The organism is Alpinimonas psychrophila (genome assembly GCF_014137865.1).
Classification (GTDB): domain Bacteria; phylum Actinomycetota; class Actinomycetes; order Actinomycetales; family Microbacteriaceae; genus Alpinimonas; species Alpinimonas psychrophila.
In genome coordinates, this window is the sequence record NZ_JACGWU010000009.1 from 34,475 (window position 1) to 60,911 (window position 26,437).

At 59.2% G+C, this 26,437-nt stretch carries 24 protein-coding genes and 1 riboswitch; of the genes, 14 read left to right on the forward strand and 10 right to left on the reverse strand.

Translation table 11 applies throughout. The annotated features are described in order from the left end of the window. Window positions 1-7: 7 nt before the first annotated feature. Window positions 8-838, reverse strand: a complete 831-nt coding sequence (locus tag FB555_RS10195) for a Bax inhibitor-1/YccA family protein (RefSeq protein WP_182485376.1) — start codon at window positions 836-838, stop codon at window positions 8-10. 119 nt (window positions 839-957) lie between these two features. Here FB555_RS10195 and FB555_RS10200 point away from each other — a divergent pair, with 119 nt between their 5' ends. Together FB555_RS10200 and FB555_RS10205 are read left to right on the forward strand one after the other, a co-directional pair. Then, window positions 958-1,989, forward strand: coding sequence for a glycerophosphodiester phosphodiesterase family protein (locus FB555_RS10200; protein WP_343046460.1), 1,032 nt, complete (start codon window positions 958-960; stop codon window positions 1,987-1,989). A gap of 12 nt (window positions 1,990-2,001) precedes the next feature. Further along, a complete protein-coding gene (locus FB555_RS10205; protein ID WP_182485377.1) occupies window positions 2,002-4,344 on the forward strand; it encodes an ATP-dependent helicase in 2,343 nt (780 codons plus the stop codon). On the opposite strand, the gene FB555_RS10210 is transcribed toward FB555_RS10205, so the two are convergent. Continuing rightward, window positions 4,341-5,048 carry a VIT1/CCC1 transporter family protein gene (locus FB555_RS10210; protein ID WP_182485378.1) on the reverse strand — a complete coding sequence of 236 codons (708 nt, stop codon included), beginning with the start codon at window positions 5,046-5,048 and terminating at the stop codon, window positions 4,341-4,343. The genes FB555_RS10205 and FB555_RS10210 overlap by 4 nt on opposite strands. A gap of 228 nt (window positions 5,049-5,276) precedes the next feature. Here FB555_RS10210 and sucC point away from each other — a divergent pair, with 228 nt between their 5' ends. Genes sucC through FB555_RS10225 form a run of 3 tightly spaced genes read left to right on the forward strand, consistent with a single transcriptional unit; the run spans window position 5,277 to window position 7,881 of the window. Beyond that, window positions 5,277-6,440: an ADP-forming succinate--CoA ligase subunit beta gene (sucC, locus tag FB555_RS10215; RefSeq protein WP_182485379.1), complete on the forward strand. Its 1,164-nt coding sequence runs from the start codon at window positions 5,277-5,279 to the stop codon at window positions 6,438-6,440. A gap of 31 nt (window positions 6,441-6,471) precedes the next feature. Further along, the gene (gene sucD / locus FB555_RS10220) at window positions 6,472-7,359 is read left to right on the forward strand and encodes a succinate--CoA ligase subunit alpha (protein ID WP_182485380.1); all 888 of its coding nucleotides are present in this window, start codon (window positions 6,472-6,474) and stop codon (window positions 7,357-7,359) included. Between the two features lie 3 nt (window positions 7,360-7,362). Next, entirely contained in the window at window positions 7,363-7,881 is a 519-nt protein-coding gene (locus tag FB555_RS10225) for a hypothetical protein (RefSeq protein ID WP_182485381.1), read from the forward strand. Between the two features lie 19 nt (window positions 7,882-7,900). Here FB555_RS10225 and FB555_RS10230 read toward each other — a convergent pair whose 3' ends face one another. Continuing rightward, the gene (locus tag FB555_RS10230; protein WP_182485382.1) at window positions 7,901-8,563 is read right to left on the reverse strand and encodes a response regulator transcription factor; all 663 of its coding nucleotides are present in this window, start codon (window positions 8,561-8,563) and stop codon (window positions 7,901-7,903) included. A 178-nt stretch (window positions 8,564-8,741) separates the two neighbouring features. Between FB555_RS10230 and FB555_RS10235 the strand changes: the two genes are divergently transcribed. The 5 genes from FB555_RS10235 to ddaH all read left to right on the forward strand — a co-directional run bounded on the left by FB555_RS10235 (window position 8,742) and on the right by ddaH (window position 14,946). Beyond that, complete coding sequence (locus FB555_RS10235) at window positions 8,742-10,166, forward strand: hypothetical protein (RefSeq protein WP_182485383.1); 1,425 nt, start codon at window positions 8,742-8,744, stop codon at window positions 10,164-10,166. Between the two features lie 66 nt (window positions 10,167-10,232). Beyond that, complete coding sequence (locus FB555_RS10240) at window positions 10,233-11,468, forward strand: cell division protein PerM (RefSeq protein WP_182485384.1); 1,236 nt, start codon at window positions 10,233-10,235, stop codon at window positions 11,466-11,468. A gap of 9 nt (window positions 11,469-11,477) precedes the next feature. Beyond that, entirely contained in the window at window positions 11,478-12,071 is a 594-nt protein-coding gene (purN, locus tag FB555_RS10245) for a phosphoribosylglycinamide formyltransferase (protein ID WP_182485385.1), read from the forward strand. Next, window positions 12,068-13,666 carry a bifunctional phosphoribosylaminoimidazolecarboxamide formyltransferase/IMP cyclohydrolase gene (gene purH / locus FB555_RS10250; protein WP_182485386.1) on the forward strand — a complete coding sequence of 533 codons (1,599 nt, stop codon included), beginning with the start codon at window positions 12,068-12,070 and terminating at the stop codon, window positions 13,664-13,666. The genes purN and purH overlap by 4 nt, the downstream gene beginning before the upstream one ends. Window positions 13,667-13,743: 77 nt before the next feature. Continuing rightward, complete coding sequence (ddaH, locus tag FB555_RS11060; RefSeq protein WP_182485387.1) at window positions 13,744-14,946, forward strand: dimethylargininase; 1,203 nt, start codon at window positions 13,744-13,746, stop codon at window positions 14,944-14,946. Between the two features lie 80 nt (window positions 14,947-15,026). On the opposite strand, the gene FB555_RS10260 is transcribed toward ddaH, so the two are convergent. Further along, the gene (locus FB555_RS10260; protein WP_182485388.1) at window positions 15,027-15,479 is read right to left on the reverse strand and encodes a GNAT family N-acetyltransferase; all 453 of its coding nucleotides are present in this window, start codon (window positions 15,477-15,479) and stop codon (window positions 15,027-15,029) included. 144 nt (window positions 15,480-15,623) lie between these two features. Between FB555_RS10260 and FB555_RS10265 the strand changes: the two genes are divergently transcribed. Beyond that, window positions 15,624-16,838, forward strand: a complete 1,215-nt coding sequence (locus FB555_RS10265) for an NADP-dependent isocitrate dehydrogenase (protein WP_182485389.1) — start codon at window positions 15,624-15,626, stop codon at window positions 16,836-16,838. A gap of 309 nt (window positions 16,839-17,147) precedes the next feature. Here FB555_RS10265 and FB555_RS10270 read toward each other — a convergent pair whose 3' ends face one another. Together FB555_RS10270 and FB555_RS10275 are read right to left on the reverse strand one after the other, a co-directional pair. After that, complete coding sequence (locus FB555_RS10270; protein WP_182485390.1) at window positions 17,148-17,801, reverse strand: TetR/AcrR family transcriptional regulator; 654 nt, start codon at window positions 17,799-17,801, stop codon at window positions 17,148-17,150. Between the two features lie 203 nt (window positions 17,802-18,004). Then, the gene (locus FB555_RS10275; RefSeq protein WP_182485391.1) at window positions 18,005-18,358 is read right to left on the reverse strand and encodes a YrdB family protein; all 354 of its coding nucleotides are present in this window, start codon (window positions 18,356-18,358) and stop codon (window positions 18,005-18,007) included. A gap of 35 nt (window positions 18,359-18,393) precedes the next feature. Between FB555_RS10275 and FB555_RS10280 the strand changes: the two genes are divergently transcribed. Continuing rightward, window positions 18,394-20,277, forward strand: a complete 1,884-nt coding sequence (locus FB555_RS10280; protein ID WP_182485392.1) for a heavy metal translocating P-type ATPase — start codon at window positions 18,394-18,396, stop codon at window positions 20,275-20,277. Here FB555_RS10280 and FB555_RS10285 read toward each other — a convergent pair. From FB555_RS10285 to purU, 4 genes are all read right to left on the reverse strand, one after another. Beyond that, entirely contained in the window at window positions 20,186-20,980 is a 795-nt protein-coding gene (locus tag FB555_RS10285; RefSeq protein ID WP_246323719.1) for an FAD:protein FMN transferase, read from the reverse strand. The two genes, FB555_RS10280 and FB555_RS10285, sit on opposite strands and share 92 nt — an antisense overlap. Window positions 20,981-20,992: 12 nt before the next feature. Further along, window positions 20,993-21,529 (reverse strand): FMN-binding protein, encoded by a 537-nt coding sequence (locus FB555_RS10290; protein WP_182485393.1) that lies wholly within the window; start codon window positions 21,527-21,529, stop codon window positions 20,993-20,995. After that, window positions 21,529-22,911 (reverse strand): ferredoxin reductase family protein, encoded by a 1,383-nt coding sequence (locus FB555_RS10295; RefSeq protein ID WP_246323720.1) that lies wholly within the window; start codon window positions 22,909-22,911, stop codon window positions 21,529-21,531. The genes FB555_RS10290 and FB555_RS10295 overlap by 1 nt, the downstream gene beginning before the upstream one ends. A 103-nt stretch (window positions 22,912-23,014) precedes the next feature. Further along, window positions 23,015-23,872: a formyltetrahydrofolate deformylase gene (gene purU / locus FB555_RS10300; protein ID WP_182485394.1), complete on the reverse strand. Its 858-nt coding sequence runs from the start codon at window positions 23,870-23,872 to the stop codon at window positions 23,015-23,017. Between the two features lie 33 nt (window positions 23,873-23,905). Next, window positions 23,906-23,990, forward strand: a riboswitch (ZMP/ZTP riboswitch). A 48-nt stretch (window positions 23,991-24,038) separates the two neighbouring features. On the opposite strand from purU, the gene glyA reads away from it, so the two are divergent. Further along, a complete protein-coding gene (gene glyA / locus FB555_RS10305) occupies window positions 24,039-25,313 on the forward strand; it encodes a serine hydroxymethyltransferase (protein ID WP_220475964.1) in 1,275 nt (424 codons plus the stop codon). Further along, complete coding sequence (locus tag FB555_RS10310; protein WP_182485395.1) at window positions 25,307-26,188, forward strand: bifunctional methylenetetrahydrofolate dehydrogenase/methenyltetrahydrofolate cyclohydrolase; 882 nt, start codon at window positions 25,307-25,309, stop codon at window positions 26,186-26,188. The genes glyA and FB555_RS10310 overlap by 7 nt, the downstream gene beginning before the upstream one ends. Window positions 26,189-26,437 lie beyond the last annotated feature (249 nt).

A 26,437-nucleotide genomic window follows, 5' to 3' on the forward strand; every position in this document is an offset into this window, starting at 1 on the left:
GACGGTGTTAGTTGCGGGTAATGGCCAACAGGCGAAGCAACTCGAGGTACAGCCAGATGACGGTCACCATGATGCCGAAGGCGCCCATCCACTCAAACTTGGCGGGGATGCGGTTCGCGACACCCTTCTGAATGAAATCAAAGTCGAGCACCAGCGAGTAGGCCCCAAGAAGAATTGCGAAGACACCAATCAGGGCACCCAAGGGGATACCGAAGATCTCAAAACCACGAACTCCCCAGGGGTTGTTGATGGCGCCGAAGGACATCAACAACATGTTGATGAGGCTGAAGACAAGGTAGCCAACCATGGAGATCATGAAGACCTTGGTGGCTTTTGCCGAAGCGCGCACCTTGCCGCTGGCGAACAGGGCGAGCGTCACCCCAACGATAGTGAGGGTAGCCAGGACGGCCTGCAGGACGATTCCGTCCCACTGAGAGTTGTAAACAAACGAGATGACGCCGAGAAAGAAACCCTGAACTACGGCATACGCCATGATGAGCGCGGGGGAGGGCTCTTTCTTGAAGATGTTGACCATGGCCAAAACGAAGCCGATAATCATGGCCCCGAACATCATGCTCATGCCGAGAGCGGGGTTGCCGCTCGTGAGAACCCAACCGACGACAGCACCGACGACGAGAATGGCGAACAACGTCACGGACTTGCCGACCGCCCCTTCGATACTCATGGGCGTCTCCGCGACGGTATTGGCACTGCCGCCATGGCTGGTCACCGTGTTGGGCGAAGCGTCGTACATAGCCTGCAGTTCGACCGCGCTAAGCGTGCCCTTGTCTGCGGTGAAGCCCTTGTTGCGGGTGTAGGCGGGGTTGTCCATGGCCATGGCGGTGAGGGGTTCCTTTCGGGAAAAGACACACGTCGAGTACTGCTCCGTCAAATATATCGAGAGATTACCGGGTGTTGGCTGAGAGCGTCGTGAGATTGGCTCGCTAATGTAGGCATGTGACGAGTGATATCAACGTGAAACCGAGTATTTTTGCGCATCGCGGTGCCAGCGGGTATCGCCCCGAACACACCCGATCGTCCTATCTTCTTGCCTTGGAAATGAGCGCGGAGGCGATCGAGTTGGACCTTGTTCCGACCCGCGACGGCGTTCTCGTGGTTCGGCATGAGAGTGAAATATCGATGAGCACGGATGTGGGTGAACATGCGGAATTTGCCGACCGTCACGCCACAAAAACGGTAGATGGTCGAACACAGAGTGGTTTTTTCACGGAAGATTTCACGTGGGCCGAGCTCACGCGACTGCGTTGTCGCGAACGCTTCCCCACAATGCGGCCCGATAGCGCCGCCAGCAATGATAGCGAGCCAATTCTGAGGCTGAACGACGTGCTTGATCTCTTCGAGAAAACTGCCGGGGCCGGCGTTGCGCTCATTCTTGAGCTCAAGGATGCCACCTATTTCGATGAGCAAGGCCTACCCCTCGATGCGCTCTTAGAGATGACGCTGCAGCAGGCGGGGTGGGCCGCAAATGACCCCAGGCTGACGATCGAATGCTTTCAGAAGACAATTTTGTTGCGCATGCGGGCACGGGGCATCGGCGCTCGCCATGTCTATTTGATGGAGTTTGGTGGGGTTGCCTGGGACGAGGTCACGTGGGCCGCTGAGCAGGGTGTTCCGTCGCTTTCCTACATCGATGAGTTGTCGGACGCTGGGCTGGAAGCTCTGGGGGGCACCTTCGACGGGCTAGGTCTCGACGCTCGTTTTCTCGTTGACATCTTCACTGGGAGCGTAGACGCGGGACGAAAGATTGTGGAGGCCGCTCACTGTTCGGGGTTGACCGTCTTTACTTGGACCCTGCGACCCGAGAATCGATTTCTCCCCCTGAAATGGCAGGTTGGTCTCGACCAGGCGGCCTGGGGTAATTGGCAGGGTTACTTTGCCTCCCTCTACTCTCTCGGGGTGGATGGCGTCTTCGCGGATCATCCGGATCTCGCTCTGGCTGCCCGAGAAAGTGTCAGTGCTCGGCCTTAGAATTGAGAGGTTATGAGCCTTCTTACGCCTTCGGATCCTTTGTTGGACGGGTTGAACCCGGAACAGCGCGAGGCTGTTGAGTACCGCGGGCCTGCCTTGCTCATTGTGGCCGGTGCGGGGTCGGGCAAGACCAGCGTGCTTACGAGGCGCATCGCGAGTCTCATTCGCGGCCAGGAGGCGTGGCCAAGCCAGATATTGGCCATTACGTTCACGAACAAAGCGGCCGCAGAAATGCGCGAGCGAGCCGAATCGATGTTGGGAGCCGCCACCGAGGGAATGTGGATCTCAACTTTTCATTCCTCTTGCGTACGCATTTTGCGCCGCGAGGCCGAAAACTTTGGCTTTACCAAGAATTTCACGATCTACGATTCCCACGATTCACGCACGCTGATCAAACGCATCATCAAGGAACATGAGGCGGACACGTACGGGTTGACGGTCTCCGGCGTCTCAGGCAAAATCTCTCGACTCAAAAATGAGCTCAACGATGTCGAAAGTTACGCCCGCAACGCGAGCATGAGTGATCCCAGCGAGCGCAAGTTCCTCGAGGTTTATCGGACCTACACGCGGGCGCTCCAGTCGGCGAATGCTTTTGATTTTGACGACCTGTTGGCCCAGACGGTCTTTCTTTTTCGGGCATTCCCTCATGTGGCCGATGTCTACCGCCGCAAATTTCGTCATATTCTCGTGGACGAATACCAAGACACGAACCATGCGCAATACTCTCTCATTCATGAGTTGACGCGCGAAACCGAGGACGGCTTGCCCGGAGCCTCGCTGACGGTAGTGGGCGACTCGGACCAGTCAATTTACGCTTTCCGTGGCGCTGACATGCGCAATATCGGTGAATTTGAGCGCGATTTTCCTGGTGCCAAGGTTGTCATGCTGGAGCAGAACTATCGTTCGACGCAAAATATTCTGGATGCGGCAAACGGCGTCATCTCCAACAACTTTGATCGCAAAGATAAGAAACTCTGGACCTCGATCGGTGGGGGCGAAAAGATTGTCGGCTTCACCGGCTATTCCGCTCACGATGAGGCCCAGTTTGTCGTCGATGAGATTAGTGCGTTGCGCGCCGCCGGCATGGACTACAACAAGATGGCCGTCTTCTACCGAACGAACGCGCAGACGCGAGCGTTGGAAGAGATTTTCATCCGCTCGGCTCTGCCGTACCGCATCCTGGGCGGCACTAAGTTCTATGAGCGCGCCGAAATCAAAGATGTCCTCTCGTATTTGGTCGTCATTGCTAATCCCGCCGATACGCTGGCGGTGCGGCGCATCCTGAATGTGCCCAAGCGGGGCATTGGCCCGGCAACCGAGACGCAGTTGCAGAATTATGCCGACCAGAATGAGATCAGCCTGCGGGAATCGTTGCGCTCGGCTGACTCCCTCGGTTTTGGGCCCAAAGTGTCGGGGGCTATTTCCCGACTCTCAAGCCTGCTGGATGAGGCCACGGCGCTTGTGGAACTGGGGTCGGTGGGCGACGTACTGGCGAAGCTTCTCGAGGAGACCAGTTACACCACTCTTTTGCGCGCCTCACGTGATGCGCAGGATGAGGCGCGTGCCGAGAACGTAGACGAACTTTTGGCGGTAACCAAAGAGTTTGATAAGAACAACCCCGATGGCACGCTGATTGATTTCTTGACGGAGGTCGCTCTCGTTGCCGCTGCCGACGACCTAGACGATGCCAGCGGAACCGTCAGTCTCATGACGCTCCACACGGCCAAGGGCCTCGAGTACGAAGCCGTCTTCATCACCGGGGTAGAGGAGGAACTGCTCCCGCACCGCATGTCTGCCGGCGAACCCGGGGGACCCGCGGAAGAGCGGCGCCTCTTTTACGTAGGAATTACGCGGGCACGTCAACGACTCTTTATTTCTCTCGCCATGAGCCGTGCCCAGTTCGGGCAAACAAACAGTGCTTTGCCGAGTCGCTATCTTCAAGAGATTCCCGCTGAGCTCATGGACTGGCGACAGTCACCGGGAAACGGAGCAGGTTTTGGCTCCGACGGGCGAGGCCTCTCGGGTTCTGGGCGCTTTGGCGCTGGCTCCGGCGGCTATGGCCGTTCGGGAACCTCCAGTGAATCTAACGGTTGGGGTACGACCGAGGGAGGCTGGAACTCGCTGGAAGCGGCCCCTCGACCCAAGGCCGAGTGGGCAAACCGCATTACGAACAAGGTGCGCGACAACGGAGATTTGGAGCTGGCCGCGGGGGACCGCATCCGTCATGCTGATTTTGGCGATGGATCGGTATCCCAGGTCACGGGCGAAGGCGCTAAACGGGTTGCCCACGTGAAGTTCGATGTAGCCGGAGCCAAAAAACTCCTCATCAAGATTGCACCGATCGAGAAAATCTAGAGAACGGTGCCGCCGATGAGCTTTCCGATGCCGAATGTGATGGCAAGGGCGGCGGCGCCACCGATGGTGACGCGTAGGATGGCACGAGGCATTTGGCTTCCGCCAATGTAAGCACCGAGCCCCCCGGTGAGAGCGAGAGCAACAAGGACAGAGATAAACGTTGCGCCGATGCGCCATTCCACGGGCGATAGCAGAATGGTCGCCAGCGGAATCGCCGCTCCCACAACAAAGGCGATGGCGGATGACAGGGCGGCGTGCAGCGGATTCGTCAGGTGCTCTCCGCTGATATTAAGTTCGGCCTCGAGGTGCGCGCGCAGAGCGTCGTGTGCTGTCAGCTCAACCGCGACCTTATGGGCGGTCTCGGCCGAGAGACCCTTGGACGCGTAAATCCCGGCGAGCTCAAGGAGTTCTGCCTCAGGTTCTTCAGCGAGCTCTGTTCGCTCTTTGGCAATCAATGCAATCTCGCTGTCGCGTTGGCTGCTGACGGAGACATATTCGCCCAGTGCCATAGAAATCGCTCCGGCAACGAGAGCGGCTGTCGCGGTGAGAAGGATGACGCCGGGGTCGGTGGTGGCCGCCGCGACACCGACAACAAGAGCAGCAACGGAGACAATTCCGTCGTTGGCGCCGAGCACGCCGGCGCGGAGCCAGTTAAGTTTTGATGCGAAAGCTGCCTCGTGGGGCTCAAAGCCATGATTTGTCATGTGTGTACTCAAGCAGAACCAGAAGTGCCGCGCCACCAAGGTAAGGCAAAGCTTCGTTTGCCTTCTAGTGACCCATTTGTGCCAGCCATCGGAATGCCGAATCACAACTCCCCTTCAAAAAACCGGTAAAGTCATACTCGGTCAAATTATCTTGACGTCAAGGTACTTTTGCGCTGTAGCGCGAGACCGTTCGACTCTCTTATCGCTGAATGCTGATTGGGAAATCACGTGGATCTGTACGAATACCAAGCTAGGGACCTATTCGAGAGCTACGGTGTTCCCGTACTCGCTGGCATTATTGCCGATACTCCAGCCGAGGCTCGCGCCGCCGCGGAGAAGATCGGTGGCGTTGTTGTCGTGAAGGCGCAGGTAAAGGTTGGCGGTCGCGGCAAGGCCGGCGGCGTCAAGGTTGCCAAGAACGCCGACGAAGCACAGGCTGCCGCCGAGGCAATTCTCGGACTAGACATCAAGGGCCACGTCGTCAAGCGCGTCATGGTTGCCGCTGGGGCGCAGATTGAAGAGGAGTTCTACTTCTCGGTTCTGCTCGATCGCGCGAACCGTTCCTACCTCTGTCTTGCCAGCTACGAGGGTGGCGTGGAAATTGAAGTGCTCGCTGTCGAGCGCCCCGACGCTTTGGCTCGCATTGAGGTCAACCCCATCAAGGGCATCGACCTTGCCGAAGCGAAGCGCATCGCCATCGAAGCGAAGTTCCCCGCTGAACTGGTCGACAAGGTTGCTCCCGTCTTCGTCAAGCTCTATGAGGTCTACAAGGGTGAGGACGCCACGCTCGTGGAGGTCAACCCTCTCGTGCTGACCGCTGCCGGTGACATTGTCGCGCTCGACGGCAAAGTATCGCTCGACGAGAACGCCGAATTCCGTCACGCCCACCACGCTGCCCTCGAAGACGCTGCCGCGGCAGATCCTCTGGAGGCCAAGGCCAAGGCTGCCAACCTCAACTACGTCAAGCTCGACGGTCAGGTCGGAATCATTGGTAACGGTGCCGGTCTTGTCATGAGCACACTGGATGTTGTCGCCTACGCTGGCGAGAACCACGGTGGCGTTCGTCCCGCCAACTTCCTCGACATCGGGGGCGGAGCATCCGCTGAGGTTATGGCTGCTGGCCTCGACGTCATCCTCGGCGACCCTCAGGTCAAGAGCGTTTTCGTCAACGTGTTTGGTGGCATCACAGCGTGTGACGCCGTCGCCAACGGAATAGTCAAGGCCCTCGAGATGCTGGGTTCAACGGCTACGAAGCCTCTGGTTGTTCGCCTCGACGGTAACAACGTCGAAGAGGGTCGCCGCATCTTGGCTGCTGCCAACCACCCCCTCATCACCATTGCCAGTGGCATGGATGAGGGTGCCGACAAGGCCGCCGAGTTGGCTGCGCGCTAAGCGCCGCTTTCAGAAAATCTAAGGACAAACTATGTCGATTTTTGTAAACAAAGACTCCAAGGTCATCGTTCAGGGCATCACCGGTGGTGAGGGTTCCAAGCACACTGCCCGCATGCTCGCCGCTGGCACTCAGGTTGTTGGCGGGGTTAACGCTCGCAAGGCTGGCACCACCGTCACCCACGGCGATGTCGAGCTTCCCGTCTTCGCGACGGTAGCCGAAGCAATGGCCGCCACGGGCGCCGACGTCTCTATTGCTTTCGTTCCTCCGGCCTTCTCCAAGGATGCCGTTATGGAAGCCATTGACGCCGAGATTCCTCTTCTGGTCATCATCACCGAGGGCATCCCCGTTCAAGACTCCGCTGAGTTCTGGGCCTACGCGCAGGAGAAGGGCAACAAGACTCGTCTGATCGGCCCCAACTGCCCAGGAATCATCACGCCCGGCGAATGCCTCGTGGGAATCACTCCCGCAAACATCACCGGCAAGGGCCCCATTGGCTTGGTCTCCAAGTCAGGAACGTTGACCTACCAGATGATGTTCGAGCTTCGCGATCTCGGTTTCTCCACCGCCATCGGCATCGGTGGTGACCCCATCGTGGGTACCACGCACATCGATGCGCTCGCTGCTTTCGAAGCAGACCCCGAGACCAAGGCGATCGTCATGATCGGTGAAATTGGGGGAGACGCTGAAGAGCGCGCCGCCGACTATATCAAAGCCCATGTGACGAAGCCCGTTGTGGGTTACGTTGCCGGCTTCACGGCTCCCGAGGGCAAGACGATGGGCCACGCTGGCGCCATCGTCTCCGGCTCCGCGGGAACGGCTCAGGCAAAGCAGGAGGCCCTCGAGGCTGCCGGCGTCAGGGTTGGTAAGACTCCGTCGGAGGCTGCACGCCTGATGCGGGAGATTCTCGCTAGTCTCTAAGACATGACGAAAAAACCGGCCCCCATAATAAAGGGCCGGTTTTTTCAGTTAAACCCCGACGCCGTTTTGAGCCTTGTCGTGTTTGGTGTCGCCGTGGCGGTCACGGCGGAAAATCCCGATACCCCTGCGGTGGACGCCCTCATTATCGTGGTTTCGTCGATCGTGGCGCTTTTTGTCGCGCATGTTTTCGCTCATTCCGTTGCCGGTCACGGTTTCAAAAATGGTCGTCTGGTTGGCTTCCGAGAGGCGATCTCGATCGCAATCCAAAACGCCGTTTCCATGTTCATGTGGGTGCTTCCGGCCACTGTGCCGCTCGTGCTCGGAGCGATCGGGATCATCACCACGGCCGAAGCGGACCGGTACGCTCTGCTCCTCATGTTTGGGGGGCTCTTCGCTTTTGGCTTTCTGGTTTTTTATGTTCGGCACAGCAAGTGGTACGTGTGCGTCTTGGGGTCGCTCGCGACGGGGCTCATGGGCACCCTCGTGGTAGCAATCGAGCTGATTGCGCGCCTCCTGCACTAACTAAGGCGCGCTTATTGTCCTAGGAAACTGGACGCGCGGTGTCGTTCAAGAACTCCAGGACAGCGGAGACGCGCGCGTTCTGGCCCTCGGGAATGTTCAGGGATGCATAGATGGCGCTGAGGTGGTTGACCACGGAATTGTTGGCGATACCGAGCTCGTCGGCAATGGTTTGATTCGCCAGACCCCGTGCAACCATCCGGAGAATTTCGAACTGGCGGTTCGTCAAGGTGGAGACGGGGGTTCCGCGGCGAGCGACGGAGCGAGCCACGAGGGTGGGGTCCAAGACTGTCTCCCCTTTGCTGGTTGCTCGAATGGTGTTGACGAGAGTGTCTAGAGACGTCACGGACGTCTTGGACAGGTAGCTCCAGCCGCGACGAATGTCTTCGGGGAGCCCGAGGAGCAATTCAACCATGTCCCTCGCGGAAAGGAGAACGATGCCGAGGTGGGGATCGGCGCGACGAAGGGTCACCCCGAGTGCGACGCCGTTTCCATCCCCCAGCTCAATGTCGAGGAGGGCCACATCGATTTCTCCAGGCCTGAGGCCATCTTTGGCAGCGGCAACGCCGGAATACGCTCCGACAACGGTAATGCCGTCGATAGCGGCCAAGCTCGTCGTGAGTAGTTCACGGTAGAGGTCATGATCTTCAACAATCGCGACCCGGATTTCAGTTTTCTCAACCATATTTCTATTTTTGTCCATGTCGGGAGGGGTTTACCACTAAATTCGGTAACTTAACAGAGGGTTATTGAGAAGCATGGTGCATTTCATGCGTGATTTGCAATAAAAGTCCCCGGAGTGGTGATGCAGTGATGGCAGACTGTGGGGGATCGCACCATCCACGCTCAAGGGGGCTCCACTCGTGACCGAAACAACGACTACCGTTCGCCAGAAGAGAAGTACCGGACGGGCGTGGCTCGCCGGAGTCTTGGTGACGCTCGGGGTGCTGCTGGCTCCCACTGCCGTTGTGGCCCATTGGGCAACGGTCGAGATTACCAACACTCAGCAATTCGTCAATACTCTCGGGCCGTTGGCGAAAGATCCTGCCGTTCAGGCACTCATCGTCGACGAAGTCACGGGGCTCATCAACGACCAAGTTGACATTTCCACAGTCACAGATTCACTCCTCACCGGCTTGGGAGACGCCCTGAACTTGCCAAAGGCAGCTAAGGATGCGCTCGGACTCGTCTCTGGCCCCATTGCTTCCGGCGTGACCGCGCTTATCCACAACGTCGTCGCTGACGTTGTTGCTTCGGATGCTTTCCAGGCAGCCTGGACCAAGACCCTCACCCTGACGCAAACTCAAGTTGTCGCGCTCTTGAACGGCAGCCCCAACTCCATGCTGACGTTGGACAACGACGGCACGATCAGTCTGCCGCTCAAGCCCTTGATCCAGGATGTTAAAGTCGCCCTCGTCGACCAGGGTGTCTCTTTTGCGAGTGCTATCCCTGAAATTGACACGTCGGTCGTCATCGCAAAGATTCCTGAATTGGCGCTTGCCCGGGTCATCTATCAGATCGGCGTCGGCGTCGGGCTGTGGTTGCCGTGGGTCGTGCTCGGTCTTCTCGCGGCCGGGGTCTTTGTCGCCAATCGTCGCCCCCGCGCCTTGCTGGGCATGAGTATCGCGATGGGCATCGTTCTCGGAATTCTGGCCATTGGGTTTGGTACCGGAGGTATCGTGGTTGCCGCCAGTATCGAACCCGCTTTCGCAGCGGCTGCGGCCGTTGTCTACGCTGCCCTGGTGACGTATGTGCTACACATTGTGGCCGCGCTCATTACCCTTGCCGTGATCCTTGGCTTCACCGGGTGGGCGTTCGGAGAGTCCATCGCGGCTGGAAAACTCCGCGCAACCATCAACAAAAACATGGATGCGATAAGAGGGGCGCTGGGCCAGACCAATCTGCCTTTCACTACGGCGAGCCCGGTGATGCACCGCTATCGCGTTCTCGCTCGCGTCGTTATCTTGGCGCTCATGGCGTTGGGAATCATTGGGTCAAACCCCCTCAACGTTGGTGCTGTCCTCGGCTTCACGATTCTCGGAGTCATCGTTTTGGGGGCCTACGAGATTCTGCAGCGTTCCGTTGTTGAGGCTCCGGTTGTTGAGGCTCCGGTTGTTGAGGCTCCGGTCGTGACCGCTACTGTCGCGAGGAAGCCCGCTATGAGGAAGCCCGTTGCTGAGAAACCTGCTGGAGCGAAGCCCGCTGGAATAAAGCCCGCTGGAATAAAGCCCGCTGTCAAGAAACCAGCCGCCAGGAAGCCTGCTGCCCCCAAACCGACCGCGGAGTAAATCTGCGCCGCCTTGCCGCGCTGCTAGCAAGGCGGACTGGCCTCAAACGCTAGGCTCAGTGAGGTCATGAACCGTTCACTCGTCGCCATGCTGGCCGCCCTCGAGGCCTTTCTTGCTGTCGCCGTTGGCGTCGGCATTTCGTTGGTTCCCTTGAGCATCATGTGGGCGGCGCGGCTCGACCTTGGGCTCAGCTGGGTTGTCTTCTGGAGGGCATCCGCTGATATTTGGATGCTGGGTCACGGTGTCGACCTGGTACTAACGCTCGATCCCAAATTGGTCGCGGCCATCGCGTTGCCGGGGGCTGAAGTGCCCTTCGCGCTGACTCTGGCACCCCTCACATTCGCTCTCCTCACGGTTCTCATGGGCGTGCGGCTCGGGCGTAAATCGGCGGAGTCAGGTGCTCGTTTTGTCGGCCCCGTCGCGGGAATCGCAACCTTTGCCGGACTAACCATTCTGATCGCGCTCTCGTCGGTGCACCCCAACGCAATGCCAAACCTGTGGATGGCATTCTTTCTCCCGGCCGCTATTTTTGCGGGGGGTGTGGTGATCGGAACGCGCGGAGAAATTGGCCACGTGGGGGGACGTGCCGAGCGCGTTCAGCAGCGCCTTGTCGGCTGGGCCAACGCATTTCCGACCCATACCCGGCGCGTGTTCCTGGCGGCGGTGGCGGGAGGCACGGCGGCCGCAGCGGCCATTGTTGCCGTTGCCGCCCTGCTGCTCACCGTGCTGCTCTTCGCAAATTTTCCTGCCATTATTCGCCTGTACGAAGGGTTGCAAGGTGGCGGTGGCGGAGGCCTTGTTCTCACGGCAGCTCAACTCTCGTTCATGCCCAATTTTGTCGCGTGGGTCGCGTCCTGGCTGATCGGCCCCGGCTTCGCTCTAGGTATGGGTTCTTCTGTGTCACCCTTGGGCACCCAACTGGGCCCTGTGCCATCCCTGCCGATATTGGGGGCACTCCCCGTTGGTGATTTGTCCTTTGGTTTCATTGGCCTTGCGGTACCGGTTCTCGCGGGATTAGCGGTAGCGCTGTTTCTGCGGCCGAAACTCGTGCACATGCTGGGAGGACTTTCGTATGGGCGGTGGCTCATCGTCGCTGCGTGCGGTATCGGCGTCGTCGGTGGTCTCTTGCTGGGAATCTTGGCATGGACATCCAGCGGTGCGGCAGGACCGGGGCGCTTGGTTGACGTCGGACCCGACCCCGTCGCTGTCGGTGGGTGGGGAATGCTCGAGCTCGGGATCGGGGCTCTCATTGGAATGTTGGCGCCGGGGTTGGCCTCGAGTCGGCGACCATCGAGCCGATAAGCTGAACCAGTGCTGAAACTCGTCGTCTTGATTTCCGGATCGGGCTCTAATTTGCGGGCGCTACTGGAGGCTGCGGCTGCCGCGGCCTTTCCCGCACGCATCGTGGCTGTCGGCGCCGATAACGACGCGGATGGCCTCGCTCACGCCGAAGAATTTGGAATCCCCACCTTTGTGGTTCCCCCTGGGTCTTTTGATTCCCGTGAGGCCTGGGGGACCGAGCTCGTGACAACGATTGAGGGATGGACGCCGGATTTGGTCGTGTGTGCCGGGTTCATGCGCATTCTGCCGCCCAACGCCGTTCGTGCGTTGTCTCCGAACCTGATCAATATTCATCCGGCGTTATTGCCCCTTTTTCCCGGGGCTCACGCCGTTCGGGAAGCGCTCAGCGCAGGGGTCATCGAAACCGGGGCCACGGTTCACATCGTCGACGAGGGTGTCGACTCGGGGCCCGTGATCACTCAGACCGTCGTTCCCATTCAGGACGGCGACACTGAGGCCACCCTGCATGAACGCATCAAAATTGTCGAACGTGTACTTATCGTGCAGACCGTTCGGGATATCGCCCTCACCCACATCAACCTCAAGGAGCTCGCGCGTACATGAGCAGTCCCAGCCACGATCCCAGCCTTTATACCACCCGTGATGTTGTCACTATTCGTCGAGCGCTGATTTCTGTGAGTGACAAGACGGGGCTGATTGAGCTCGCCGAGACTCTCAGTGAGGCCGGCGTTGAGTTGGTCTCTACCGGTTCGACGGCATCGACCATTCGGGATGCCGGTTTCCCCGTCACTGACGTCAGCGCCGTCACGGGGTTTCCCGAATCGCTCGACGGGCGTGTGAAAACGCTGCACCCCGGGGTGCACGCGGGGATTCTGGCCGACCTTCGCCTCACCTCGCATGACATGCAACTGCAAGACCTTGGTATCTCGCCCTTCGAGCTTGTTGTCGTGAACCTGTACCCCTTTAGGGAGACGGTGACTTCGGGCGCCCCCGACTCTGATGTCATCGAGCAGATCGACATTGGTGGACCGGCTCTCGTTCGAGCAGCCGCCAAGAACCACGCTAATGTCGCAATCGTTGTCTCCCCGTCGCGCTACCCTGAGTTGCGCGCGGCTGTGGTTGCCGGTGGCACCTCTTTGGCTCAGCGAGGTTCGCTGGCCGCCGAAGCATTTGCCCACACCGCCGCCTACGATTCGGCTGTTGCCGCGTGGTTCGTGCGCGAGCAGAAGTTCCCCGACACCTTCACGATCAGTGCCGAGCGGGCATCCGTTCTGCGTTATGGCGAAAATTCGCACCAGGAAGCGGCACTGTACCTCGAGCAGGGTGGTCACGGCATCGCGCAATCGACCCTTCTCGGCGGAAAAGAGATGTCCTATAACAATTTTGTGGATGCGGATGCGGCCGTGCGCGCCGCCTACGACTTCATCAACCCCGCCGTCGCTATCGTTAAACACTCGAATCCTTGCGGAATTGCGGTTGCTCGCGACAAAGCGGTGGATCAGATCGCGTCGGCTCATCGCCTCGCGCACGAGTGCGATCCCGTTTCCGCTTTTGGCGGCGTGATTGCCGCAAACCGCGTCGTCACGTTCAAAATGGCCGAGCAAATAACAGAAGTTTTCACGGAAGTCTTGGTCGCACCAGGCTTCGAACCGGCAGCCTTGCAGCTCTTGAAAACCAAGAAGAATCTGCGTCTTCTCCAGTTACCCACTAATTTTGGTCGTGAACCTCAAGAAGTTCGTCAGGTCTCCGGCGGATTCCTCGTTCAAGACGCAGACCTCTTTGATTCCACGTCCAAACTCGGTGCTCTCATCGAACAGTGGCAACTCGTTTCTGGCGAGCCCGCCGACGCCGAGACGCTGGTCGATCTTGAGTTCGCCTGGAAAGCGTGCCGCTCGGTGAAATCCAACGCCATCCTGTTGGCCCACAACGGAGCTTCTGTGGGTGTCGGTATGGGGCAGGTCAATCGTGTTGACTCGTGTCAGCTGGCAGTTCAGCGCGCTGCTCACCGTGCCGCCGGCTCTGTCGCGGCCTCCGATGCTTTCTTCCCCTTCGCCGATGGCCTCGAGGTGCTGCTGGCTGCGGGAGTAAAGGCCGTCGTACAACCCGGTGGTTCGGTTCGGGACGATGAGGTGATTGCGGCTGCTCAAAAAGCGGGCATCACAATGTACTTCACAAACGAGCGTCACTTCTTCCACTAGATTGCCGCAAGGCATTGCCCAGCGCGCACTCAGCCCACTCATAGATTCCCGATAAGTCAAAACGATAAGGTGATTCCATGACTCCACTTACCCGCCGTATCGTCGCCTCCCTCGTTGCCGCCCTTGTTGTGACGGCCATCACCCAGGTCGCCAACATCTTGGCTTTCTCCGTGGGCAATCAACTCAAAGTTGAGATCCTCGATCAGGTCTCCTCCTACTTCCTGCCCGCCGTCGCACTTTTCGCCGTCTTGATCTTTGTTGCCGGATTTGCCGGTTTCCTCGCCAAGCGTCGTTTCGCGTGGCTCGTGGGCCTTGTGTCCGCGATTATCGCGACGCTCGTGGGCACGACGTTGCAAGTGACGGCCCAGGGGCAGGCAGTGACGCCAGAGATTCTCACTGGGCTCTTCAGCACCCTCGTGAGCCTCAACATGATCTTTGTCGTCGCCGGTACCGTGGCAACCGCCACGGCCGGTGTCACCATTTATCGTCTCGCTCAGGCATTCCGGAACAAGCCGGTCGCGCGCCGCGTAGCGCTGGTTCGTGCGCCCGCCTCCACGTTGGCAGACGGAATCGTTACCCACATCAAGCGCCAGAAGGTCGACCTTGAGTTGGCTGACACGCAGTGGGATGGCTACGTTGCAGCCCTTGAAGCGGCCGGCTGGAAGACGGAACTCGTCGAACCTCGCGATGACCTAGCGGACTCCGTTTTTATTGAAGACTCCGTCGTCATGCTCGCTGGCCTGGCCGTCATCACGAGCCCTGGCGCCGAAAGTCGTCAGGCCGAGATCATTGCCACTGAGGCAAGCGTTCGTCAGTTGGGACTCCCCGTTGAGCGCATCCTTCAGCCTGGAACCCTCGATGGTGGCGACGTGCTCAAGGTCGGAACCACCGTTTATGTTGGCCTCGGCGGTCGCACCAATGGTGAGGGTATCCGCCAGTTGCGCGCCATCGCCAAGCCTCTCGGCTTCACCGTGGTTGCCGTTCCCGTCACGAAGGCCCTTCACCTGAAAACGGCCGTCACGGCCCTGCCCGATGGAACCGTTATTGGCTACTTGCCCCTCGTGGATAACACGTCGATTTTCGATCGCTTTTTGCCGGTCCCTGAGGCGGAAGGCACCGCTGTTGTCATTCTCGAAGATGACACTCTGCTCATGTCGGCGGCGGCCCCCAAGTCAGCGGAACTCTTCCGGGGCCTGGGATACCGTGTCATCACGGTCGACATCAGCGAGTTCGAGAAGCTAGAGGGCTGCGTAACGTGCCTCTCGGTTCGCGTTCGCTAGGAACCCCTATTTCGGCCCTCACCGCGGGTCGAGGAACCCCCAAAGATTCTTTCTCTGGGGGTTTTTCTGTGGCGCGAACGCTAGAGCTTCATCTCGCCGATGACTTCGCCGTAGGGCGTCGTGCCAACGTCGAGAAAACCCATGCGGGTGAAGAAGATTCCCGGCCCTGCCTCACCGGGCTCCCAGAGAACCGTGAGGCGGCCGAAGCCTCGCGAGCGAGCTTCCTCGGCGAGGCCTTGGACGGCAAAGGCGCCCACGCCCTTGCCTTGAGCCTCGGCGGCAACGTTGATGCGCCAGAGACAGCTGCGGAATTCCTCATGAGAGTTCTCAGGATCAAAATTCGCGCGAACGAAACCAACCACGACATCGTCCTCGATGACGACACGGGGCCACGCGGTGGTGGGGTTCATGTCGCTCTCGGTAATCGCGTAGGAGGGCGGAACGATGAACTGCTCCTGACCTGGCTTCATGGTCAGGCTATTTGCGGCCACAACGTTGGTGGCCGAAAGCTCTTCTAATCTAAAGTCACCCATAGTTCAGGTTAACGCGAATTGCCGTCAAATAGGTAACACGCAGGTAAACAGAATTTGTCTTGACGTCGAGATACTTCTTGATTTCGAGTAAAGTGGTCAAGGCCCTCAAAAGTGGCCAATCACGCATATCTGAGGAGCGACACTGTGTCGAAAATCAAAGTTGTGGGCACGGTAGTCGAGCTCGACGGCGACGAGATGACCCGCATCATCTGGCAGTCCATTAAAGACACCCTGATCAACCCCTATCTCGATGTTGATCTTGAGTACTACGACCTCTCTATTGAGAAGCGCGACGAGACCGACGACCAGATCACCATCGATGCTGCTCACGCCATCCAGAAGCACGGCGTTGGTATCAAGTGCGCGACAATCACCCCCGATGAAGCACGCGTTGAAGAATTCGGCCTGAAGAAGATGTACGCGTCTCCCAACGGCACGATCCGTAATATTTTGGGCGGCACCATCTTCCGTGAGCCCATCATCATCTCCAACATCCCTCGCCTCGTTCCTGGTTGGAACAAGCCCATCATCATTGGTCGCCATGCTTTCGGCGACCAGTACAAGGCCACCAACTTCCGCTTCGAGGGCGAGGGCACGCTCAGCATGACCTTCACCCCGAAAGACGGATCTGAACCTCAGTCGTTCGAGGTCTTCAAGGCTCCCGGTTCCGGTGTTGCGATGGGAATGTACAACCTCGATGACTCGATTCGCGACTTCGCTCGCTCGTCGCTCAACTACGGTCTGGCTCGCAAGTACCCCGTTTACTTGTCGACTAAGAACACCATTCTCAAGGCCTACGACGGTCGTTTCAAAGACATCTTCCAGGAGGTCTTCGACGCCGAGTTCAAGGCTGCTTACGACGCCGCCGGCCTCACCTACGAGCACCGCCTCATCGACGACATGGTCGCTTCTGCCATGAAGTGGGAGGGCGGCTACGTGTGGGCCTGCAAGAACTACGACGGTGACGTTCAGTCCGACACCGTGGCTCAGGGCTTTGGCTCCCTGGGGCTGATGACCAGCGTTCTTTCCACTCCCGATGGCAAGATCGTCGAGGCAGAAGCCGCTCACGGCACTGTAACCCGTCACTATCGTCAGTGGCAGCAGGGCAAGCCCACCTCCACCAACCCCATCGCCTCGATCTTTGCGTGGACTCGTGGCCTAGCGCACCGTGGCAAGCTGGATGACAACCAAGAGCTCATCGACTTCACGCTTACCCTCGAAGATGTGGTTATCAAGACCGTTGAAGCTGGCGGCATGACCAAGGACCTCGCACTGCTGGTCGGCCCCGATCAGGGTTACCTGACGACCGATGAATTCTTGGCTCAGATCACGGAGAACCTCAAGACTCGCATGGCCTAATCGGCGGTTCTCGCACACGAGTCTGCCTCAAACCCCGTCTTTTCTTCGAAGGCGGGGTTTTTGCACGCTGGGGAATGAGTCCGCCGCGACGAGGTCATGTCGACATTCTGTTGAGGATGCGATACCCTAGGGGGTATACAGATTGCGAGTACGGATTCATCAAAGAATGCCGGCTCGCCCCTAGAAGGAGAACAACATGTGTAGTCCAGCTCGTTGCGCGCAATGCGGAAAAACCACGTGGGCCGGTTGCGGTCAGCACATCGAAGAAGCGCTCGAAGGCGTTGCCCAGCAGGATCGCTGTAGCTGCAACTAAGGGTGGGGGAGACCCACTGCCGGCAGGATGATGCCATCAATGAGCGAGACCAGAAACTCGCGATTGATGGGGGTTCGTAAAATCAAAATGCGGTGAGCAATCATTGCCGGCGTTACCAGCGACAGCGTCTGGATGTCAGACTTGGCACTTATTTCGCCGCGATCGATGGCCCGTTGCATCAAGAGAAGATTGGCTTGGGCGCGGGGCGCCACGATTGCAGTGTTGGCCGCATCGGCGAGCTCGGGCGCTTGCGAAATCATCGCTAGGACTCCCGCCATGATCTGAAATTTTCGGTCCCCCTCTTTGATGGACTGGGGTTTGATCATGGCGATCAAGTCACCCCTCAGCGTGCCGGTGTCGGGCAGCTCAGAGGTGGGGAGATTGTTTTTTCGCATGCAGGAGACGGCGTCAATGATGAGTTCAGCTTTGGAGGGCCACCTTCGGTAGATTGTGGCTTTTCCTGCCTTGGCCCGACTCGCCACCATGTCGATGGTCATGCCGTCGTAGCCTGTTTCTGCCAAAACATCGAGCGCCGCCTCAAGGATCTCTGGGTCGCGGGTAAGATCGCGTTTTCGTCCCAACTTGGCGTGCAATTCCGCGGGCACGTCAGCGGGAATGTTTTCCGAGACAGAGGAGGGGGTGGGATTCATCTGCTCTGTCTGAACGTGGCTCAAGACGATCCCTTCCTGTGGCTCATAGACCCAATGTTACGGCAGTATGAATTCTGGTACTAATGATATCCGGAACTGCAGAGTATCGTATGGAGTGCCCTTTGCCTTGGGGCCTTCAGCTTGTGCCGGCACACGGTACCAGCGCCTTGCCGGACGCGCGAAGCCTTATGTCTCGCGCAGGCTTAGATCTCGCGCAGTCCCTGAATGACGCCGGTAACGGCGGCAATGACAAGAAAGACGACCCCGATGATGGGCTGTTGGAGGTCAAACCACGCGAACGCTGCCGTAGCCATGACAACGATTTCGACCAAGGCCTTCACAAAATAGTCCACGCGAAAAACTGCTTTTGGGGAGCGAAAGAGCGCCCACAACAAGATCGCTAACGCGGGTGCCAGGATCGCGATGATGAGTCCGGGGAGGGGAAAAGCGAAGCCGAGGAGCCCCCAGAGAATAAGGCTAATGACCGCGAAAAGTTCGACCAGTGCCCGGATAACATCGAGGGCAGAAACTTTTGTAGGAACGTTCATCTCGGACATATTCCAATTCTAGACTTTCGTGGCAAGCTAGTTTTGTGAACGCACTTTGGGCAAGACTCACTCGGTATCCGATCATCACGATCACCGTTGTCATTGGCATTATTGGTGTTGCTCTCGCCCTCACAGGGGAAGAGCTGGCCGCTCGTTGGACCATCAGCATTTTTGCGCTCGTCATCGCGGGAATCGAATCCATAGCGATGGTGCGCTCTCTACTGCGCGGTTCCTTCGGCATTGACGTTCTCGCCGTGACTGCCATTATTGCCACGGTTTTGGTAGGGGAATATTGGGCCAGTCTCATCATCGTTCTCATGTTTAGCGGTGGCGAAGCTCTCGAAGATTACGCCGCTGGACGGGCCAAACACGAGCTCACGGCACTCCTGGATCGCTCCCCGCAGTTTGCGCATCGTCAACAGGGCAATGAGACCGTCGAAGTTCCCGTGGGGGAATTGGAGGTCATGGACACCGTCGTCGTGAAGCCCGGGGAACTTGTTCCGGTGGATGGCACGCTGTTATCCGAGGTAGCGACGTTGGATGAATCATCCCTTACCGGGGAGAGCCTTCCGGTAGAACGAGTCCGGGGGGACATCCTGATCAGCGGATCAGTTAATGGTGCCCTCGCGCTGGCAATGACCGTGACCGCCAAGGCGGAGGACAGCCAGTACCAGCGCATTGTGGCCCTCGTAGCGGAGGCGGCGGAGAGCAAGGCCCCGTTCGTGCGCTTGGCTGACCGTTATGCGGTGCCCTTCACGATCGTGGCGTACATCATGGCAGCGGCCGGATGGATTTTCAGCGGAGACCCCGCTCGCTTCGCCGAGGTGCTCGTGGTTGCGACACCGTGCCCGCTCATCATCGCCACGCCCGTGGCGTTCATCGCCGGGATGAGTCGCGCAGCCCGCCATGGCATCATCATAAAAAACGGCGGCACCCTGGAAAAGCTGGCCCGGGTCAAAACCGTTGCGTTCGATAAGACAGGAACGCTCACCCAAGGGCAGCCCGAACTCTCGGCAATTCATGCGGTGGACGGTGTCACGCAAGACGAACTCCTTCGCCTTGCGGCCATCGCCGAACAGTATTCCGCCCACACGCTGGCCCAGTCACTCGTGAGTTCGGCCCATTTCCGGGGCTTAAAAATAGTGCCGTGCAACGATGTCGTCGAAACGACGGCACATGGCCTGACGGCCACGATCGACGGCAAGGTCGTGGTCGTCGGTAAATTTGGTTTCATTCTGGATGCGGCGCCGAACGCCGAGCGCGTCCAACTCGAGGCCGGCGAACTGGCCATCTATGTGTCGATCGACGGCGTCTATGCCGGGGCCATTATCCTGCGTGACGAGGTTCGCCTCGATGCCGCAGAGACCCTGACGTGGCTCCGCCATTTGGGGGTTCGTCGCACGCTCATGCTCACGGGGGACGCGAAGGCAACCGCCGAACACGTGGCTGCCGGTCTCGGCGTCACGGATGTTCGGGCAGAATGCCTGCCCATCGACAAGGTTCGGGCAGTCGAGGCCGTGACCGAGCGGCCTGTCATGATGGTGGGAGACGGGGTAAACGACGCCCCCGTGTTGGCTGTTGCTGATGTCGGTGTCGCCATGGGCGCGCGTGGGTCAACGGCGGCCAGCGAGTCGGCGGATGTCGTCATCATGAAGGATGACTTGGCCCGGGTTGCGCGGGCCGTTCAGGTGGGGCAAGACACAATTCGCATCGCTTTGCAAAGCATTTGGCTGGGAATTGTGTTGAGCCTCGGGCTCATGGTCGCAGCAGTGTTCGGGCTCATCCCCGCTGTGGTCGGCGCGGCTTTCCAGGAAATAATTGACCTCCTGACAATCCTTAACGCGCTACGAGCTCTGGGAAACGGTCGTTCGCCAGAAGTTCACCGTTCGATTTCACCACCAACACGGCAATCGCAAATTGTGCCGTGAGGTGATCGAGGGTTTCTTGACCGCCAGCAATGATGGCGGTGGCGCAGACGTCCGCAGTGATGATGTCACCGGCGATCACGGTGACTTGGAGAAAATCATGTGTCGCTCCAGGCCTCGCCCAGATGTGATCCCCCCGTTCGGCGGAGCCCGACGTGGCCATAGCGGGGAACTCTGGCGTGAGAGCAGTAATGGAGAGCAGTTCCTCACGGTTTTGGGGGTCGACGATTCCTGTCACCCATCCGTCACCGGCTTGGGGGATACCATGCGTCAGGATGTCGCCCCCCGCGTTCACGGAAAAAGAGGTAAAGCCGCACGACTGAATCGCGGCGGCGGCCTCGGCAAGAGCGACGGCTTTGATTGTTCCGGAGAGATCGAGAACGCCATCGGGGCGGTGCGGTGTGAAGGCGCCGTTGGTAGCCTCGCGCCAGAGCAACGCCTGGGCGTAGGCATCCCGCATCCGCTCGCTGGAGGCCGTTAGGAGGATTTCTCCGCGGGCGATCTGAGAAATCTCTGAGGCTTCGCGATACAAACTGAACTTTTCGTTGAGCCCGTCGAAGACCTGCTGGGCCGCCGCGATCGCCACGGATTCCCGAGCCGCGCCAACGTCCGTGGCGATGGAAGGAGCATCGACAACCTCGGTGGACAGAGCCCCCAATCGAACGCTGACAACCGTACCCATGGATTCAAAGGTGTGCACGGTCATGACGGTGACGTTCTAGCCGGTGAATCCGGCGGCATCCAGTGCCGACTGCAGAGACCGCAGGTATCCCTGCGTCGTGTACGTTGCGCCACCAATATTGCTGACCTTGGCGGACTGCGCGGAGAGGACCTCCTGGCGAACCATGGGGGCGGCCTGGTTGCTGATACTGACGGACTCGCGACCCTGGTCGGTGAGTTTGACGGCGACGATATCCGCAATTTTGCCACCGGCGATGACCACGTTGACCTGAATAGTGCCGTAGCGCGTGTTGATGGTCTGCCCGTTGTAGGTACCGTCAGCAGCGCCGGATGCCATCGCCATGGGTGCGCTTGCCATTGGAGCAGTAGCCGAGGTGCTGGGAGAACTACTGGCGTTTGACGTAGTTCCCGTCGTGCCTGTTCCGGTAGCGTTTCCTGCCGAAGCGCTAGGACCGGACGCGACCGGCGCACTCGTGGGAAGAGAGGAGAGAAGGGTTCCGACGCCGGCTTGCCAGCCGATAGCCAAGATAGCGACCGAACCGGCGCCGGCAAAAAAAGCACTGCGTGCTCTCATTAGAATTCGAACCTTTCCGCGTGAATCTGGTGGTCGGGCACTCCGGCCCGTTTGGCCTCGCGAACGACGAGGTCCGTCCACTGCATGGGACCACAGATGAAGACGTCAGAGTGCTTGATATCGGGAGCGAGGGTGGAGAGGCGCTCGCCGCTGGAGTAGGCCTCCGCTGACAGCCAGGTAGCAACGCCGCGCGGTCGTTTGCCCACTAATACTCGGAGGGAGGCATGCTTGGCAACGCACAGGTCGTACGTCTCCTGCCAGAGGAACACTTCCTGGGCAGTGGTGCCGCGCAATATGACCGTGGCATCGTTGGCTTTCAAGAGCGGGTCTTCGAGCATGGCGCGAATCGGGGTGATTCCGACGCCGGCACCGATGAACACGGCTTTGGTTGTCGTGCGCGCGGCTTCCGAAAAAATTCCGTAGGGGCCTTCAAAGCTCACCTTTGTGCCGGGTTTGATCGTGAGGAGGCGATGGCTCGTGTCGCCGAGGTCACGCACGGTGATGCGAAGGCTCTTGCCATCTGGGGCTGCCGAGAGGGAGAAGGGGTGTGAGACCCACCAGAGTTTCGGAGCCCAGAAGCGCCAGTTGATGAACTGCCCGCCCTTACCTTTCAGCTCGCGCAGACGACGTCCGGTCATCGTGATGGACACAACCCCGGGGGCTTCCACGCGAACCTCAGAAACAACGAGTGCGTGTTTGAACGAAAGGGTGACCGGCAGGATGACACGAAAGATTGCGATAGCGGCCAGCGTACCCACGTAGAAGGCCATCCAGTAGTAGCGAGCCCACGTACCGTCGGCGAACATCATGCCGGTCGAGAACTGATGGGGGAGGGCGGCCAGAACGGCACCGTACGACAGGAGGTGCACAAGATACCAAAACTGGTAGGGCAGCTTTTTGCGCACGACAATCAGCGAGGTCACCACGACCACGATCATGAGGGCCATTCCGATAAACGCGAGCCCCATGTCTTCCATCGTGGCAATCATGTTAAACGCCTCGGCAACGGGGTTGAACCCGGAGGTGATTCCGTAGCCAATGAGCAACAGGGTCATGTGGGCAAGAATCAGGTACAAAACGGGCTTGCCGAGTTTGCGATGTTGAGCCAAAGCCGTGTCATGGCCGAAGGTGCGATCGATGATGGGCACGCGGGCTGCCAGCAACAACATGACCAGCAGAAGGTCGCTTCCGATGAGGCCCGTAACGATACCGACGCCGGTGGCCAGATCACGGATGTTTGTGAAATACGCAGCACCGCCGTCCGCCAAGAAGATGGCGAGAACGATCGCAACAGAGAAGTAAACCACGGTAGAAAGAAGGTCGCCGCGGCGCAGTCGAGCGGTGTGCTGACGTTTGATGCGGGTGGCGTCGACGGTGGTCATGAGATGACTGTGACAGGCGGGTCTGAGGGAATCATTGGTGAATCCTATGAATTGCTTATGAAGCCCGTAGACGAACCAAAATTCTTTTCGCTGATCGAGAAACCTAGCGAAAAATAATGGTGCGCTGGCCGTCCAGGAGCACGCGATCTTCAGCAAACCACTTCACAGCCTGCGTCAGGGTGCGACTCTCCTCGTCTTGGCCGATGGCGACCAATTCGCGGGCTGTGCGGGAGTGGTCAACGCGCACAACGTTTTGCTCGATGATGGGCCCCTCGTCGAGGTCTGTGGTGACGAAGTGGGCGGTGGCACCGATGAGTTTCACTCCGCGGGCATGCGCCTGTTTGTACGGGTTGGCACCCTTGAACCCGGGCAAGAACGAATGGTGAATATTAATAACGCGGCCCGCGAGCGTGGCGCAGAGTTCGGGGGAGAGTATTTGCATGTAGCGGGCCAAAACGATGAGTTCGATGTCGTGCTCCTCGACGGCGGCCAATACGCGGGATTCGAACGCGGCTTTGGACGCAGCATCCGTTACAGGATGGGCTTCAAAAGGGATGCCATAGAAACCTGCGAGATCTGCCAAGTCATTGTGATTGGAGAGGACCAGCGGAGTCTCCACGGGGAGTTGGCCCGCGCGTTGGCGAAACAGGAGGTCGTTCAGGCAGTGGGCGGCGGTCGAAACCAAAACCAGCGTGCGCAGGGGGCGGCCCACGACATCCACGCTCCACGACATGGCATACTTTTCGGTGACAGGGCGCAAGGCGTTTTCGAAGTCGTCACGCGAGGCGTTCGTCTCCACTTGCAAGCGCATGAAGAAGCGCCCGGTGTCCTCGTTGGAGAATTGCTGGCTCTCGGTGATATTGCCCCCGGCCGTAACAATGGCACCGCTCACAGCGTGCACAATTCCCGGTTGATCGGCGCACACGAAACTGAGGACCCAGTGGGTTGAGGGGGTAGTCATTCCTCCAGATTATTGCCTCATAGGTGGGTAGACTGGCAATATCGCAACTGGCGTTTGGATGGGTTTCCATCAGGGAGCGATTTGAGAGCGGATTCGGCCGAACGCCTGGGCCGAAACGACACCCACTGTGCCGGGTTTTACCCGGTTGTCTCAAAGGAGCCAGCCCTTGTCTTCCACTTTCAATGAGCCGCTGTCTAGCGTAGATCCTGAGATTGCTGCCGTTCTGCAAAACGAGCTCGATCGCCAGCGTAACTTTCTCGAGATGATTGCCAGCGAGAACTTCGTTCCGCGGGCCGTCCTCGAGTCGCAGGGCTCGGTTCTTACCAACAAATATGCCGAGGGCTACCCGGGCAAGCGCTACTACGGTGGTTGCGAATTCGTCGATGTGGCCGAGAGCCTTGCCATCGAGCGTGCCAAGAAGCTGTTCGGTGCCGCGTATGCGAATGTTCAGCCTCACTCCGGAGCCACGGCCAACGCCGCTGTACTGCACGCGATTGCTCAGCCCGGCGACACCATTCTGGGCCTCGAACTGGCTCACGGTGGGCACCTCACCCACGGCATGAAGCTCAACTTCTCGGGCAAGGTTTATAACCCGGTGGCGTATGGCGTTGACCCCGAAACATTTTTGATTGACATGGATGTTGTGCGCGCCCTGGCCATCGAGCACAAGCCCACCGTCATCATCGCCGGTTGGTCCGCCTACTCGCGCCAGATGGATTTCGCTGCTTTCCGGGCGATCGCTGACGAGGTTGGCGCCAAACTCTGGGTAGATATGGCGCACTTCGCTGGTCTCGTTGCTGCCGGATTGCACCCCAATCCCGTTCCCTTCGCGGACGTTGTCAGCACCACCGTTCACAAGACCCTCGCAGGTCCTCGTTCGGGCCTCATTTTGAGCCGCGACGAGTCTCTCGCCAAGAAGCTGAACACGGCCGTCTTCCCCGGACAACAGGGTGGCCCGCTGATGCACGTGATTGCCGCGAAGGCGACCGCATTCAAGTTGGCCATGGAGCCCGAGTTCAAGGAGCGCCAGGAGCGCACCGTTCGCGGTGCCCAGATTTTGGCCGAGCGCCTGATGGCAGCCGATACCCGCGCTGCTGGTGTCGATGTTCTCACGGGCGGCACCGACGTGCATCTCGTGCTCGTTGACCTGCGCACCTCCCCTCTCGACGGCCAGCAGGCCGAAGATGTTCTTCACTCGGTGGGCATTACGGTCAACCGCAACTCGGTTCCTTTTGACCCTCGCCCCCCGATGGTCACCTCGGGTCTGCGCATCGGAACGCCTGCTCTGGCCACCCGCGGATTCGGCGATGTCGAATTCACCGAGGTTGCCGACGTCATCGCCTTGGCACTCATGCCGAACCCGGACGTGAGTGCCCTCAAGGCACGCGTCAAAGTTCTGACCGAAGCGTTCCCGCTGTACCCCGGTCTCGAGCAGTGGTAGCCCTCACTCTGGATGGTGTCGCAACCGCGTCGGCCATCAAGGGTGAGTTGGCATCGCGCATCGCAGCACTTCGCGCCAAGGGCATTACGCCCGGGCTCGGAACGTTGTTGGTGGGCGATGACCCCGGATCCCGTTCCTACGTCGCAGGCAAGCATCGCGACTGCGCCGAGGTCGGCATCCAGTCCATCCGGGTCGACCTGCCTGCAACAGCAACGGATGCGGATGTGCGCGCCGCCATCGAAAAATTGAACGCAGACCCAGCCGTCACCGGTTACATTGTGCAATTGCCCCTGCCTAAGGGGCTCAACGAGCACGCCGCGCTGGAGCTCATCGACCCCCTGAAAGATGCCGATGGCTTGCACCCCATGAACCTGGGGCGACTGGTCATGAGCATTGAGGGCGAGCTCGCTTCACCACTGCCGTGCACGCCGGCCGGAATTGTCGAACTTCTGCAACGTCACGGAGTTGAGCTGCCAGGCAAGCACGTCACCATCGTCGGTCGCGGTCTCACCGTCGGTCGCCCGCTCGGCCTCTTGCTCACCCGCAAGGGCATCGATGCCACGGTCACGCTGACGCACTCGCGCACGGTCGACATTGCGGCCGAGGTTCGTCGCGCCGACGTCGTCATCGCTGCGGTCGGTGTGCCTCACTTCATCAAGCCCGAGTGGGTCAAGCCCGGCGCTGCCGTTCTCGACGTGGGGATAACGCGCGTGCTGGATGCCGAAACCGGCACGTCCAAGCTGACCGGAGATGTGGATCCCGGCGTCGCCGAGGTTGCTGGTTTTCTTTCGCCGAACCCTGGTGGGGTGGGCCCGATGACCCGAGCCATGTTATTGGCCAACGTGGTGAAGGCCGCGGAGCTCGCCTCGCACTGAGCTTTTTCAGGGTTCCTCTTCGGGTGTTTGCCTCAGAGCAAGTTCGCGGTTTGACGTAGGGCGAGGGTCATCCGGAAACGAAGGGTTACTTTAGTTGGGCCAGCGCGAATCTCGGACGACAAGATCGGTGATGGCGCACGCGGCCTAGGCTAGACCCACTCGCTTGGGTGGAAATCGGTAGTTACTCCACCCGATGGAAGGAGCTTAGGACAAGATGACGACCTTCTCGCTGTCAGATTTCCTGGTCTC

Excerpts from the sequence above, each read along its gene's own strand:
- ddaH (WP_182485387.1), top strand. The coding sequence starts at position 13,744 with ATGACTCCACTTACCCGCCGTATCGTCGCCTCCCTCGTTGCCGCCCTT.
- FB555_RS10260 (WP_182485388.1), bottom strand. The coding sequence starts at position 15,479 with ATGGGTGACTTTAGATTAGAAGAGCTTTCGGCCACCAACGTTGTGGCC.
- FB555_RS10240 (WP_182485384.1), top strand. The coding sequence starts at position 10,233 with ATGAACCGTTCACTCGTCGCCATGCTGGCCGCCCTCGAGGCCTTTCTT.
- FB555_RS10230 (WP_182485382.1), bottom strand. The coding sequence starts at position 8,563 with ATGGTTGAGAAAACTGAAATCCGGGTCGCGATTGTTGAAGATCATGAC.
- FB555_RS10225 (WP_182485381.1), top strand. The coding sequence starts at position 7,363 with ATGACGAAAAAACCGGCCCCCATAATAAAGGGCCGGTTTTTTCAGTTA.
- purU (WP_182485394.1), bottom strand. The coding sequence starts at position 23,872 with ATGACTACCCCCTCAACCCACTGGGTCCTCAGTTTCGTGTGCGCCGAT.
- FB555_RS10195 (WP_182485376.1), bottom strand. The coding sequence starts at position 838 with ATGGCCATGGACAACCCCGCCTACACCCGCAACAAGGGCTTCACCGCA.
- sucD (WP_182485380.1), top strand. The coding sequence starts at position 6,472 with ATGTCGATTTTTGTAAACAAAGACTCCAAGGTCATCGTTCAGGGCATC.
- FB555_RS10210 (WP_182485378.1), bottom strand. The coding sequence starts at position 5,048 with ATGACAAATCATGGCTTTGAGCCCCACGAGGCAGCTTTCGCATCAAAA.
- purH (WP_182485386.1), top strand. The coding sequence starts at position 12,068 with ATGAGCAGTCCCAGCCACGATCCCAGCCTTTATACCACCCGTGATGTT.
- FB555_RS10270 (WP_182485390.1), bottom strand. The coding sequence starts at position 17,801 with ATGAATCCCACCCCCTCCTCTGTCTCGGAAAACATTCCCGCTGACGTG.
- FB555_RS10275 (WP_182485391.1), bottom strand. The coding sequence starts at position 18,358 with ATGTCCGAGATGAACGTTCCTACAAAAGTTTCTGCCCTCGATGTTATC.
- FB555_RS10295 (WP_246323720.1), bottom strand. The coding sequence starts at position 22,911 with ATGACCACCGTCGACGCCACCCGCATCAAACGTCAGCACACCGCTCGA.
- FB555_RS10205 (WP_182485377.1), top strand. The coding sequence starts at position 2,002 with ATGAGCCTTCTTACGCCTTCGGATCCTTTGTTGGACGGGTTGAACCCG.
- FB555_RS10290 (WP_182485393.1), bottom strand. The coding sequence starts at position 21,529 with ATGAGAGCACGCAGTGCTTTTTTTGCCGGCGCCGGTTCGGTCGCTATC.
- FB555_RS10285 (WP_246323719.1), bottom strand. The coding sequence starts at position 20,980 with ATGACCGTGCACACCTTTGAATCCATGGGTACGGTTGTCAGCGTTCGA.